The sequence below is a fragment of the Sporosarcina koreensis genome (assembly GCF_000826145.2).
Lineage (GTDB): Bacteria > Bacillota > Bacilli > Bacillales_A > Planococcaceae > Sporosarcina > Sporosarcina trichiuri.
On the sequence record NZ_LN651337.1, the window covers coordinates 1,500,980 to 1,513,702 of the forward strand.

Here is a 12,723-nt window from a genome sequence, read left to right on the forward strand (position 1 = left end):
CCTCCAACAAGATGGGTAATTAGAAAGGCGTCTTTTCCTATCCTTCGATTTTACAGCGCCCCCTCGACACCGCGAAAAAGACCGCTCTCCCCCTCGGGACAGCGGTCTTCTTTTGCGCAGTATCATCACATGTTCAGAACGGATTCGTCGCGATCAGCGTAGCCGTCTTCGTATAGACACGCGGGTGCAATTTCAGCTGGCTGACAACCATCTCTGCGATATCCTCCGGCTGGATGGTTTTGGACGTGTCGTTTTCTTTGATCAAGTCCAGATCGAAGGCCAGATCGGTCGCCACCGTGCTCGGCGCGAGGGCGGAAACCCGGATATTATTCCTGCGTACTTCCTGCGCAAGTGACTCCGTGAAGCCGATCACCGCGAATTTCGACGCACTGTACGCACTTGACGTCGCAGCGCCGTTCAATCCGTTCGTCGACGCGATTGTCACGATATCGCCGCCGTTCTTCTCGATGAGCTGCGGCAGGATGGCGCGCGTCACATGATACGTCCCCATCACATTCACGTCCAAAATCCGTTTCCATTCCGCCGGTTCCATCTCAAGCACGGTGCCGAACGAAGCGATCCCCGCATTGTTGATCAGGATATCCGCTGTGCCGAGTGCTTCTGTCAATGAAGCAACCGCCTTCTCTGCCTCTTCTTGTAACGACACGTCCGCCACCGCATACGCCGCATTCACACCCAGTTCCTCGATTTCCGCCGCCACGTCCTTCAGCGCCGACTCCGTACGTGCCAGCAGTCCGACATGGACGCCTTCCTTCGCCAGCGCCAGCGCCGTCGCCCGGCCGATGCCGCGCGCCCCTCCTGTGATGAACGCCACTTTCCCTTGCAATGATTGTGCCATCAGATATACCCCTTTTCGGTTATGATTCTGGTCATTTCCAGTATACAGCGCCTCGTGGGCCACTTCACGCAATCGGTTTGACAGATTTTTCACTTGCAAGGAACCAGATGTGCAGCTTCTTTCTGCGTGCCTGTGCACCACACAACTCAGACACTATTCTGATTAGTGTCTGAATTGCACCGTGCACAGGTACTGGGGAATAAAGAATGCGCTGCTCAGCATGGCCGTCTATATCCTGCTGGCTGTGCTGTCCGTCTACTTCATGGCACGGTCCCTGTCGGAGTACTCGTTCGGAATCGTCGAGATCGGCTTCATGGACGTCGCACTGCCGCTGACGCTTTTCGCCGCTGTCGCGATCGGCATCCATGCGACCGCAATCTTTGTGACATTCAAGCTGTTCTCTGAACCCATTTCCCTCAAGGCAGTCATCCACGGGATCGGCGAATTCTATGAAGTGCCGGTCGCACTGACCGCAGTGAGCTTGGTCCTGCTGCTCTTCAAATCGTACACTGTCGGGTTCGGGATCCTGGCTATCGGAGCGGGCCTTGCATTCGTGACAATTCCGATGTTCGTCATGATTTCCCAGCTGGTCAGACAGTCGAAGACCATCGACAAATTCTACGCGTTCCTGTTCTATGCCGTCTTCCTCTTCGTCGCAGGCGCCCTCATCAGCGTGCTGGCGATGGACTCCCAGCTCGGCGAACTCATGAACACACTCAACATGCTGTAACCGGCGCGTCCCTGACAGGCCCGCCAGCAGCCGTATCCCTTGCCGTTTCTTGTACGGCAGGGGATATTTTTTAGTCGGCTGAAGTCAAACTATAATGACCCCAGAGACTTCTCTCCTTCGCACTTCAACCTGCAAAGCGAACAGCCCGCAAGCCGGATACCCGGCTCTCGGGCTGTTCACCTTCCTTTGGACAGTTTCATGTTGGATATCGCCCGATCCCCTGCATAAGCAGTCAAGACAGATCAGCATTCACCTGCCGACGTTCCGACCGGACAACGAGATGGATGCTCACTTCGTAAAGACCGATCATCGGCACGAGGATGATCAGCTGGCTGAAGAAATCGGGCGGAGTGATGAGTGCCGACAGGACTGCCAGCACAACATACGACCACTTTCTGACCTTCTTCAACGTACCGGATGTCAGGATACCGATCGCCGACAGGAACAGGGCCACGACCGGCAGCTCGAACAGAAGACCGATCGGCATGGTGGTCAGCAGCAGAAAACGTGCATATTCCTTTGCAGATACCATGACGTCGAAATTCATCTCCCCGAGCTTCACCAGGAAATTATAACTGAGCGGATTGACGACGAAGTACCCGAACGCGAGACCGCCTGCAAACAGGACCAGGATGGCAGGAGAATAGAGTCCGAGGAATCCTCTCTCTTTCTCATTCAAACCCGTTTTGACGAACTGCCAGAGAAAATGGCAGAGGAAAGGAACGGAGAACCCGAAAGCCAGGGCCGCTGAGATGGTCGTATAGAAGGAGACAACCTCCATCGGACTCAGCACGATCAGGTCATAGCCGCGGGTGATATACGGGAACCACAGATTGATCGTACTGAGCGCAGCTGCGAAAAACAGCAGGAAGACGGCAATACTTTTGATGAGCTGTTTCCGCAGTTCGATCAAGTGAGCCGCCAGATCGTCCCCTTCCCCGTCTCCTCCCGGCTCTCCGGGCTTCAGCGAAGCTGCGGCGACATTTGAAGTCGCCGCAGTCCCCTTTTCTGACAGCCGGGACGGCGGGGTATCTTCCAGGGTCTTCTGTTTGGCCTGAAGGGCCGCAGCCGCTTCTTCTTTGTTTTTCTTATCGAGCGGGCTGAGTATTTTTCGGTTATGGTCTTGGTAAGGATCCATCAATCCACCCGCTTTTCAGCCTCAGTTGCTTTCTTTGTGTCAGTCTCCTCGTCATCCATGACATCCTTGGCTGATTTCTTGAATTCGGATAGTGTTTTTCCGACTGCTCCGCCGATCTCCGGCAGCTTGCGCGGACCGAACAGCATCAGGATGATGACAAGGATGATCAGGAGTCCCGGGACACCGATTGCTGCAAAATTCATCGAATTCCTCCTTTACTCTTCAGACGAGCGAGCCGCCTTTCTTGTGGTACTGCAAAATACCTTCGGCACAGCGGTAGGCCAGTGCACCGACTGTTCCGGTAGGATTCCGGCCGCTGTTATGGCTGAAATTGCCGGCCCCGACCACGAAGAGGTTATCCATATCCCAGTGCTGCAGGTACTTGTTGACGACACTCGTTTCGGGGTCCGCTCCCATGATGGTCCCGCCGGTATTGTGTGTCGACTGGTACGGCACGATATCGTAGTCCTGGATCGGTGCAGCTGCTTCAGTTTTTTTCGCACCCATCTTTTCAGAAACCTCCACCGCTTTCTGAGTCAGATACTTATGGAGATTCCGATCCTGATCCGTGAAATTATACGTCAGGCTCAGCAGAGGGACTCCATACTTATCCTTATAGGTGGAATCGAGTGACAGGTAGTTCTCTTTGTGCGGCATGGACGCAGCTTGTCCGCCGACGGACAGCGTTCTCGTATAGTTCTGGATGGACGCCTTCTTGAACTCGGCCCCCCATGTCGGGACATCGGACGGGACCGGATTCGTTTCGATCGGCCGCTTTCCGGTCTGCGTCAGCATGAGCATGGAGCCGTGAATGAAATCGAGATCGCTGTGATCGAAGTTATCCGCATTCAGATCATCGAACAGCATGCCGAGCGCACCTGCACCCATGAACGTATTCATCTGTTCATCGTAGTATCCGGTAGCACCAGGTCCGAGCTGGTAGCAATAATTGCGGCCGAGTGAGCCTTTGCCCGTATCCGGATCGTACTGTTCCCCGATTTCCGACACCATGAGCAGTTTGGCGTTATTCATGACATAGCTCGTCAGGACGACAATATCGGCGGGCTGTACGAACTCCTCGCCTGTCTGCGTGTCAACGTACTTGACGCCGGTCACCTTATCCCCCTGTTTGAGGATTTCCACCACATTCGCATCGAAAACGACGTCATAGTTGCCGGTCTTCTTCGCTGTCGGCAGCACGGTCACTTCCGGTGAGGATTTCGCACCGTACTCACAGCCGAACCGCTCGCAGAAGCCGCAATACTGGCAAGCATTGATGGTCGAGCCATCCGGGTTCTCATATTGTTCTGACAGGTTTGCCGAAGGGATCATGTACGGATGATAGCCGAGGTCGGCGGACGTCTTCTCGAATTTCTTCAAAAGCGGGGACTTCTTCATCGGAGGGGTCGGATAATCGGAGGAACGTTTTCCTGCGAATGGGTTCTTATCTTCTCCGGACACCCCTACCGTCTTTTCGAACTTATCATAGTACGGTTCCAGCTCATCATAGGTGATTCCCCAGTCCCTCAGCAGATAGTCGGAAGACAGCTTATCTTTCCCATACCTTTTGTCTGTCATCGTCTTGATTTCAAAATCGTACGGAAAGAAGCGGAACACCATGCCGTTCCAGTGCGTCCCCGCACCGCCGAGCCCTTCCCCGAGCAGGAACGAACCAAGCTGACGCATCGGCAGCGCCCGCTGTTTCCTGGTGTTCCGGAAGGTGATTGTCTCCTTGGACAGATCCTGCATCAGGTCATAGCGGACAGCATACCGGTATTCGTCATGGATCATGGTGAAGTCCTTGGTGCCCCGGTCCTTTCCGCGTTCCAGACCGCGCACTTTCAAGCCTGCTTTCGCACATTCCGCCGCTACGATGCCGCCCGTCCAGCCGACACCCACTGTGACAACGTCGACTTTGTCCATTGTTTTCGCCATATTCGTTCTCCTCTCCTTATCCGTTAGTGCTGCATGCTGCTGATCGATTTCGGTTCGATCTTCTTGAAGTCCTCATCCTCGATTTCATTGATATACGACATCTGGTGCCCCGGGAAGTCTTTCATCTTCCAGGCGGCCATATCGACGTTGCCATTGTAGATCGGATCGGCATAGGCCCCTTCGAGCGTGGCGGACCGCAATAATTTGAAGAAGAAAGACGAGTCCGTTCCTTTCATGGGAATCTTGTTCTTTTGAAGATCCGTCAGAATTTCGTCCTTCTGCTCGTCTTCGATCTCTGTGAAATCCTTATCGAACCGCTTATTCGCCTCTTCCTGCATCACCGCGATCCCTGCGCGGTACAGTTCCGCCCGGGTCAGCGGCGTCTGATACCCCTGCGTCGGTTCCCCTTTATAGAACGGCCCCTGCATATATTCACGCGAATTGCTGCCGTAATTGCCGGCCAGCTGATTGTCGATGAAATACGGGACACCGAGTCCCATTGCACCAGGTCCAAGATCATCCTCCGGGAAAATCCGCTCCGTCGCATGGGCCAGCACTTTGAATTCCGCAGGATTCTGGAAAAACATCAGTCCCCGGTTGATGCGGAAGTCATCCTTGCCTCCGCCGCCTGATGGTTCCGCAGGCTTCGTATCCGTGGATTTCGCGTTATAGCCGACCAGCCCGCCGATCAAACCGCCCCCGACCAGTGTGCCCGCTGCAATCCCGCTTGTCTTCAGGAACTCCCGCCTCGATAGATTCTTATTCTTTTCTGCCACGTGTCTGTTCCTCCTCCGCTTAGAGTTTCACCGATTGCGTCAAATGAAGGAACACAGCATCCCCTATGTACTCTCTATGGAAAAAACCCGACGCAGACCTTGTCGGTTCTTATCGGGTTTTTTCAAACCTTATCAAACATTTAGACTACTTTCAAACGAGAACACTTACCTTCGATAAGCTGAAGAAGCACGTCCACTGTATACAATCATACTTTTTTCACTAACCTGCGTGTCACTTAACTAGTCCCAGACAGCACCGAAGATGGTCCCACGTTCAAATACAGCTTCATGGGACAACTCAGTCGGGCTATATCGGACATTTGGCGTGAGATATCGGACAGTTCATCGTACGTATCGGACATTTGGCGTGATGTATCGGACACTTCAGCCGGCATATCGGACACATCGCCGAATATATCGGCAGCCAGACACAATTCTGACTAGTGTCTGAGTTTCACGACACACAGGCACTCACCCAGGCTGTATCGGACATTTGGCGGGAAGAATCGGACAGTTCATCGTACATATCGGACATTTGGCGTGATGTATCGGACTTTTCAGCCGACATATCGGACACTTCGCCGAATGTATCGGCAGCCGAGCACAACTGAACCATGCCGCCAGACAGGACTGGTTGACCTGCCTGAGCATTGCAGATTGACAAGGGAGCAAGTATCTTGCAAACTTGAATTGATTGAATACTGAAAATATAGAGGAGGACGATTGGAATGGAGACAGCATTGGATACGGTGTTCGTAAATTCGTTCATTGACGGTGTATTGGATCCCGCGATGCAAATGCTCGGCCCTGTGAAAGATGGCGGTCACATTGTCGCGAATACAGCACCCGGCTGCTGGGGACCGATGATCACACCGTGCATCAAAGGCGGCCATGAAGTGACGCAGCCTGTCTACGTGGAAGGCGCGGAAGTCGGGGATGCGATAGCGGTTTTCATCAAATCCATCGAAGTGACCTCGCGCGCCACGGCTTCCGGTAACGATGAGCCTGTCGAAGGACGGTTTCTGGGCGATCCGTTCGTTGCGGCGCGCTGTCCGGATTGCGGAACGCTCAATCCGCAGACGGTGATTGACGGCATCGGTCCGACCGCAATCCGGTGCGCGGAATGCCATGCGGACATCACACCGTTCGTTTTCACCAACGGCTATACGATGGGATTCCATGAAAACGGCACGGTCGGTGTCACCTTGCCGAGGCAGGCGGCGGAAGAGATCGCACAGGACGGCCGCGCTTATATGGCCACACCGCAAGCATCCATCCAAAATCCGATCGTCACGTTCGCCCCGTCCGATATTCCCGGCGTCATGGCGAGAATGCGCCCATTCCTCGGGCAGCTCGGAACGACGCCCTCCGCTCCGATGCCGGATTCCCATAACGCAGGGGACTTCGGGTCGTTCCTGCTGGATGCGCCGCACGACTATGCGTTCACGCAGGAGAATCTGGACAGGCACCGGACCGACGGGCATATGGATATCAACCGCGTCCGCGTCGGCGCTGTGCTGATCTGCCCTGTCAAAGTGGAAGGCGGCGGCATCTATCTGGGTGACATGCATGCGATGCAGGGGGACGGTGAAATTGCAGGCCACACGACGGACGTGTCAGGCATCGCCCATTTGCAAGTCCGCGTCTTGAAAGGGCTGCAGCTGAATGGTCCGATCCTTCTGCCGAACGTCGAAGACCTTCCCTACACTGCCAAGCCATTCACCGAAAAGGAGAAGCAGGCCGCCCTGCAGATCGCACACCGCTGGAAGCTGGACACGGTCGAAGACGCCTATCCCGTCTCCTTCGTCGGATCGGGTCCCACGCTGAACGCCGCCACGGACAATGGGCTCGAACGTGCCGCCGCCCTGTTCGATGTCCCAGTCCCTGAAATCCTGAACCGTGCCACCATCACAGGCAGCATCGAAATCGGCCGGCATCCGGGCGTCGTCACCGTCACATTCCTTGCGCCGATCGAGTACTTGCGAAAGGTATCCCTCGGTGAATTGGTGATCGCGCAATATGGGTGAAAATTTTGGCGGGAATACCCATTACGGGCGAACCACACAACTCAGACACTAACCTGATTAGTGTATAAATTAAATCGTGCGTCCGCCATCACCACACAGCAAAAACCGCTGCCCATTCCACTTATGGACAGCGGTTTTTGCATCTCGTATATACCTCCGTCACACTTCCACCTCAGGCGTTTCGGTCCGCGCTGCCGGTTCGATCGATACCGGAACTTGCTCCGGGTTCTCCGACTGGTCATACAAATGGCACGCTACGAAATGGTCGGCCGCGACTTCCTGGAACGCGGGTTTCTCGATGGCGCACCGGTCGTGGGCTTTTGGACAGCGCAGCCGGAACGGGCAGCCGGAGGGCGGATTGGCGGGATCCGGCACATCGCCTTTCAGGATGATCCGCTCCTTCTTATTGAACGGATCGGTCGACGGGATGGCCGACAGCAGGGATTGGGTGTACGGATGGAGCGGGTTATCGTAAAGCTGTTCCGTATCGGTCATCTCCATCATCTGGCCGAGGTACATGACACCGACGCGGTCACTGACGTGTTTGACGACATTCAGATCATGGGAGATGAACAGATACGTCAGCTCGAGTTCTTCCTGCAGGTCCATCAGCAGGTTGAGGATCTGCGCCTGGATGGAGACATCGAGCGCTGAAACGGCTTCGTCCAGGATGACCAGTTCCGGTTTCAGGATCAACGCTCGAGCGATGCTGATCCGCTGCCGCTGCCCCCCGCTGAACTCGTGCGGATGCCGGTCCAGCTGTTCGCGGGACAAGCCAACTTTCTCCGCGATGTCGATCACGATCTGTTCCGCTTCCTTCCCATTGGCCATCCGATGTGTCAGGATCGGTTCTTTCAACAGCTGCCGGACCGTCATTCTCGGGTTGAGTGAGCTGTAAGGATCCTGGAAGATCATCTGCAGGTCCTTTCGCAGACTTCTGAACTCCCGCTTGCTGTAGTCCATCAGGTCCTTGCCTTTAAAAAGCACCTGTCCGGATGTCGGCTCCTGCAGGCGCAGGATCGTCTTGCCGGTGGTCGATTTGCCGCAGCCGCTTTCACCGACGAGGGAGAATGTCTCCTTAGGGCGGATGGCAAAACTGATGCCGTCGACCGCCCTCACGTAATTGCTCGTTCTCTTGAAGATTCCGCTCTTCTGCGGGTAGTATTTAGTCAGTTCCCTGACATCCAGTATGGTCCGTTCTTCCACGTTCATCCCTCCTCCCTATGCAGGAAGCACCTGCTGTGGTGATCTTCACCCACTGCATACATCGGCGGGTCCTGTTGCGTGCAGATGTCCATCACATACGGACAGCGGGAAGCGAATCGGCATCCTGTCTTGTTCGCTTCCTTCGGGGACGGCACATTTCCCGGAATGGAGTACAGCCTCTTGCCGCGTTCGCCCAATGAATTGATGGAACTGAGGAGGCCTTTCGTGTACGGGTGCTGCGGGTTGGTGAACAGATTGGCGACCGTCGTCTCTTCGACCAGCGTACCAGCATACATGACCGCCACCCGCTCGCAGATCTCCGCAATGACCCCCAGATCATGGGTGATCAGCAGGATCGACGTATCGTAATCATTCGTGAGCTGCTTCATGAGGTCCAGGATCTGCGCCTGGATCGTCACGTCGAGCGCCGTCGTCGGTTCGTCCGCAATCAGCAGTTTCGGTCTGCAGATCAGCGCCATCGCGATCATGATGCGCTGCCTCATTCCGCCGGACAGCTGGTGCGGGTATTTCTTCAGCAGCTGCTTCGGTTTTGCGAATCCGACTTTGTCCAAAATGTCGATGGTCATGTCATCCATCTGCTTTTTGGAATAATTGCCATGGAACCGCAGAATCTCCTTGATCTGGTGCTCTACGGTGAACAGGGGATCCAGGGCGGTCATCGGTTCCTGGAAGATCATCGAGATCTCCTTTCCCCGGACATCAAGAATCTCTTTCTTCGACAGCTTCGTCAGATCCATCTGCCCATCGAGTACGATGCTGCCTTCGCTGATGCTGAGGACATCCGACAGCAGTTGAAGGATGGACAGCGAGGTCAGGCTCTTCCCGCTTCCCGACTCTCCGACTATGCCATACTTCTGTTTCTTTCCGATGGTCAGGCTGAGGTTTTTCACGACATTGTATGTTTCCTTCTCGACTTCAACGTCGATGGACAGATCTTTGATTTCGAGTAATGATGCCATGTCACTCCCCCCTGACTGCCAGCATCCGTGCAAATGAATCAGGCTGCGTGAAGGAGACCTTTCCCATGATCACCGAATGGTCAGCGCCTGTGGCCGACGGCAGCTGGTTGTACTCCCCCTTCAGGCATTGATAGCCGAGCAAGGCAAACCCCATCGCCTCCTTCAAGTCACTTGAAAACCCATGATCCTCATGGACGCCGACTGTGATACCGGGCAGGTGGTGGGCGATCCGCTCCAACAGATACGGGTTGTAACTTCCGCCACCCCCGATGATGACTTCATCGATCTCGTTATCTTTTCCAATAAGGAACTTCTTATAACTATCCGTAATTGTAAGCGCGGTCCATTCACTGACTGTCGCCACCAGGTCTTTGGCATCCAGATGACCGAACTTCTCGAAGATCCCATCGACAAAATGGGAGCCGAACACTTCCCGTCCGGTCGTTTTCGGCGGCTCCACTTGGAGATACTCATGCTCGTTCATGAAGGCAAGCAGTCCGTCATCGATCCGCCCCTCACGTGCATACCGGCCGTCTTTGTCGTACGTCTCCGTCTGACCGCTCACCCGGTAGACCACTTCGTCGATGACCATATTGCCAGGCCCTGTATCGAACGAGAGGATCTGATCCCGTCTGCCGTTCTTTGGCACATAGGTCACATTCCCAATACCGCCGATATTCTGGACGGCTCGGGACCGGTCGCTGTTCGAGAACAGCAAGTAATCGATATAGGACGTAAGAGGCGCCCCATGCCCGCCGGCAGCCATGTCCGCTGTTCGGAAATCCCCGACGACCGCGATATTTGTAGCGTCGGATATGACGGAGATATCCCCGATCTGCAGCGTATTCGTTTCATCCAGCGGACCGTCCCCTTTGTACGGCTGGTGGAAGATCGTATGGCCATGTGAGCTGACAAAGTGGATGTCGCCGGCTGTATGGCCCGATTTCTCCAGCAGCTCGTTAACGGCTTCACCGAATTTTTTGCCAAGATGGAAATTCATAGAACTGATACTCTGCAGGTCAGATGTTGCCTCCGTCGAAATACGCAGCAGTTCCTTCCGCTCTTCCGGTGTGTAGGCGGTCCCTGCCGACTCTTTGACAGACACCTGCAGGTCGCCTTCCGAACCACTGATCTCCACCAGCACGGCATCGATTCCGTCGACTGACGTTCCGGACATCAGTCCGATTGCAAGTACACTCATCCGTTGCACACTCCTTTTCACTTAAGTTGTGGATCCAAGATATCCCGCAGGCTGTCGCCGAATAGGTTGAAACAGAAAATGGTGAAGACGATGGCGCCCGCCGGGAACAGGATCGTCCACGGGGCGAACTCCATATAGGTCCGGCTCGCGTTCAGCATGACGCCCCACGAAGGGTTCGGCGGCTGCACACCGAGACCAAGGAAACTGAGTGCCGCTTCGGTCAGGATCGCCCCGGATAAGCCGAGGGTCACCTGGACGATGAACGGCGCCATGATGTTCGGCGTGATATGCCGGAAGATGATCGTGAACGGCGACACACCGATCGCTACAGCATTTGTAATATACTCGTTCTCCTTCACGCTGATGACGGACCCGCGGACGATCCGCGTGAAAACTGGCATGAACACGATGCCAATGGCGATCATCGTATTCGTCAGGCTCGGCCCGAGGACCGCGACGATCGTCAAGGCGAGCAGGATATCCGGGAAGGCGAACAGCACATCCATGATGCGCATGATGACCTGATCCACGATTCCTTGGAAATACCCGGCGATCAGGCCGAACACCAGCCCGCCGAGCGCACCGATGCCGACAGCAATGACGCCGACCTGCAGGGACACCTTGGCACCGTAGACGATCCGGGAAAAGATATCCCGGCCGAACTCATCCGTCCCGAAGATGAACTTCCCGCTCGGCCCCTGCATCGTGTGCTCCGTGAACATCTGCTCCGGTTTGTACGGGGCGATCGAAGGCGCCAGCACCCCGAGGATCACAACGAGCAGCACCCCGATGCATCCGATCAGTCCGACTTTGTCGTTCTTCAGTCTTTTCAAGAAGCTTTTCATCTCATCACTCTTTTCTATGCAAGTCCCGAAGCTCTATTTGTAACTGATCCGCGGATCCAGATAGGAATACAGCAGATCGACAAGAAGATTGATCATCACGAAGATGAAGGCGATGAACAGGACGGCGCCCTGCACGACCATGAAGTCCCGCTGGGTAATTGCCGTCAGGACCAGCTGCCCCAATCCCGGCAATGAGAAAATCTGCTCGATGATGACCGTTCCGCCCAGCAGCGTCCCGATCTGCAGACCGATGATCGTCAGGATCGGAATCATAGCGTTCTTCAAAGCGTGCTGGAAGATCACCACCCGTTCTTTCGCCCCTTTCGCCCGGATCGTGCGGATGAAATCCTGCCGGAGGATCTCAAGGATGGACGAACGTGTCATCCGCATGACGGCACCTGCCATGGACGTACCCAGGACAATCGCCGGGATGATGATGATTTCCAGGTTCCTCACCGGATTCTCGAAGAAACCGACATATCCGACCGGCGGGCTGTAGGAAAAGTACAGCGACAGTACAAGGATGATGACCGTGGCAAGCGCAAAGTTCGGGACGGATACCCCGAGGAGGGAGACGACCCGCAAGCTGAAATCGGTCTTGCTGTTGCGCTTCGTCGCTGCGATGATGCCGAGCGGAATCGAGATGATCCAGGAAATCACCGCGGCGAACAGTGTCAGTTCGAACGTCAGCTTGAAGCGGTTCAGGATATCCGGCAGCACCGCCTTCCCGGTCCGCATCGATTCACCGAAATCACCCGTCAGCACGCCGCCCATCCAGTCTAGATACTGCTGATAGAGCGGCAGATCCAGCCCGAAGTTCTTCCGCAGCTGTTCCAGTGCTTGTGGCGTAGCATCTGTCCCGAGGATGGTCTGGGCGACATCGCCCGGCACCACACGCATCACGAAGAAGATGAATAACGAGACCCCGAACAGCACCGGAATCAGCATCAGCAGCCGTCTGATGATATATGTAAGCAAGTTCACACATCCTTCCGTTATAACACCTCAGGCAGTGCGGCACACGCT

Annotated in this window: 13 protein-coding genes; 2 read left to right on the plus strand and 11 right to left on the minus strand. The window is 55.2% G+C overall.

The window, feature by feature from the left end; all coding sequences use genetic code 11:
* Positions 1-133: 133 nt before the first annotated feature.
* Entirely contained in the window at positions 134-859 is a 726-nt protein-coding gene (locus BN1190_RS13135) for a 3-ketoacyl-ACP reductase (protein ID WP_040287459.1), read from the minus strand.
* 220 nt (positions 860-1,079) lie between these two features.
* Here BN1190_RS13135 and BN1190_RS13140 point away from each other — a divergent pair, with 220 nt between their 5' ends.
* Entirely contained in the window at positions 1,080-1,589 is a 510-nt protein-coding gene (locus BN1190_RS13140) for a hypothetical protein (protein WP_040287460.1), read from the plus strand.
* Between the two features lie 232 nt (positions 1,590-1,821).
* Here BN1190_RS13140 and tatC read toward each other — a convergent pair whose 3' ends face one another.
* The 5 genes from tatC to BN1190_RS15090 all read right to left on the minus strand — a co-directional run bounded on the left by tatC (position 1,822) and on the right by BN1190_RS15090 (position 6,054).
* Positions 1,822-2,727 (minus strand): twin-arginine translocase subunit TatC, encoded by a 906-nt coding sequence (gene tatC, locus BN1190_RS13145; protein WP_040287461.1) that lies wholly within the window; start codon positions 2,725-2,727, stop codon positions 1,822-1,824.
* Positions 2,727-2,930: a twin-arginine translocase TatA/TatE family subunit gene (tatA, locus tag BN1190_RS13150; protein ID WP_040287462.1), complete on the minus strand. Its 204-nt coding sequence runs from the start codon at positions 2,928-2,930 to the stop codon at positions 2,727-2,729. Before tatA ends, tatC begins: the two co-directional genes overlap by 1 nt.
* A gap of 19 nt (positions 2,931-2,949) precedes the next feature.
* On the minus strand, positions 2,950-4,662 hold the full coding sequence (locus tag BN1190_RS13155) for a GMC family oxidoreductase (RefSeq protein WP_040287463.1): 1,713 nt from the start codon (positions 4,660-4,662) through the stop codon (positions 2,950-2,952).
* Positions 4,663-4,685: 23 nt separating this feature from the next.
* A complete protein-coding gene (locus BN1190_RS13160) occupies positions 4,686-5,438 on the minus strand; it encodes a gluconate 2-dehydrogenase subunit 3 family protein (RefSeq protein WP_040287464.1) in 753 nt (250 codons plus the stop codon).
* Positions 5,439-5,892: 454 nt separating this feature from the next.
* Entirely contained in the window at positions 5,893-6,054 is a 162-nt protein-coding gene (locus BN1190_RS15090) for a hypothetical protein (RefSeq protein WP_179860794.1), read from the minus strand.
* A 112-nt stretch (positions 6,055-6,166) separates the two neighbouring features.
* Between BN1190_RS15090 and BN1190_RS13165 the strand changes: the two genes are divergently transcribed.
* Entirely contained in the window at positions 6,167-7,465 is a 1,299-nt protein-coding gene (locus BN1190_RS13165; protein WP_040287465.1) for an acetamidase/formamidase family protein, read from the plus strand.
* Positions 7,466-7,624: 159 nt separating this feature from the next.
* Here the strand turns inward: BN1190_RS13165 and BN1190_RS13170 are convergent, their stop codons facing one another.
* The 5 genes from BN1190_RS13170 to BN1190_RS13190 are packed head-to-tail and all read right to left on the minus strand — an operon-like array spanning position 7,625 to position 12,675.
* On the minus strand, positions 7,625-8,677 hold the full coding sequence (locus tag BN1190_RS13170; RefSeq protein WP_052461880.1) for a dipeptide ABC transporter ATP-binding protein: 1,053 nt from the start codon (positions 8,675-8,677) through the stop codon (positions 7,625-7,627).
* Positions 8,674-9,651, minus strand: coding sequence for an ABC transporter ATP-binding protein (locus tag BN1190_RS13175; RefSeq protein ID WP_040287466.1), 978 nt, complete (start codon positions 9,649-9,651; stop codon positions 8,674-8,676). The genes BN1190_RS13170 and BN1190_RS13175 overlap by 4 nt, the downstream gene beginning before the upstream one ends.
* A gap of 1 nt (position 9,652) precedes the next feature.
* Positions 9,653-10,852, minus strand: coding sequence for an anhydro-N-acetylmuramic acid kinase (locus BN1190_RS13180; protein WP_052461881.1), 1,200 nt, complete (start codon positions 10,850-10,852; stop codon positions 9,653-9,655).
* A gap of 17 nt (positions 10,853-10,869) precedes the next feature.
* Entirely contained in the window at positions 10,870-11,697 is an 828-nt protein-coding gene (locus BN1190_RS13185) for an ABC transporter permease (protein WP_040287467.1), read from the minus strand.
* A gap of 33 nt (positions 11,698-11,730) precedes the next feature.
* Positions 11,731-12,675 carry an ABC transporter permease gene (locus BN1190_RS13190; protein WP_040287468.1) on the minus strand — a complete coding sequence of 315 codons (945 nt, stop codon included), beginning with the start codon at positions 12,673-12,675 and terminating at the stop codon, positions 11,731-11,733.
* Positions 12,676-12,723 lie beyond the last annotated feature (48 nt).

Bases quoted from the DNA above. Each gene is read 5' to 3' on its own strand.
- BN1190_RS13185 (WP_040287467.1), bottom strand. From the start codon at position 11,697: ATGAAAAGCTTCTTGAAAAGACTGAAGAACGACAAAGTCGGACTGATC.
- BN1190_RS13170 (WP_052461880.1), bottom strand. From the start codon at position 8,677: ATGAACGTGGAAGAACGGACCATACTGGATGTCAGGGAACTGACTAAA.
- tatA (WP_040287462.1), bottom strand. From the start codon at position 2,930: ATGAATTTTGCAGCAATCGGTGTCCCGGGACTCCTGATCATCCTTGTC.
- BN1190_RS13155 (WP_040287463.1), bottom strand. From the start codon at position 4,662: ATGGCGAAAACAATGGACAAAGTCGACGTTGTCACAGTGGGTGTCGGC.
- BN1190_RS13175 (WP_040287466.1), bottom strand. From the start codon at position 9,651: ATGGCATCATTACTCGAAATCAAAGATCTGTCCATCGACGTTGAAGTC.
- BN1190_RS13165 (WP_040287465.1), top strand. From the start codon at position 6,167: ATGGAGACAGCATTGGATACGGTGTTCGTAAATTCGTTCATTGACGGT.
- BN1190_RS13140 (WP_040287460.1), top strand. From the start codon at position 1,080: ATGGCCGTCTATATCCTGCTGGCTGTGCTGTCCGTCTACTTCATGGCA.
- BN1190_RS13180 (WP_052461881.1), bottom strand. From the start codon at position 10,852: ATGAGTGTACTTGCAATCGGACTGATGTCCGGAACGTCAGTCGACGGA.
- tatC (WP_040287461.1), bottom strand. From the start codon at position 2,727: ATGGATCCTTACCAAGACCATAACCGAAAAATACTCAGCCCGCTCGAT.
- BN1190_RS13135 (WP_040287459.1), bottom strand. From the start codon at position 859: ATGGCACAATCATTGCAAGGGAAAGTGGCGTTCATCACAGGAGGGGCG.
- BN1190_RS15090 (WP_179860794.1), bottom strand. From the start codon at position 6,054: ATGGTTCAGTTGTGCTCGGCTGCCGATACATTCGGCGAAGTGTCCGAT.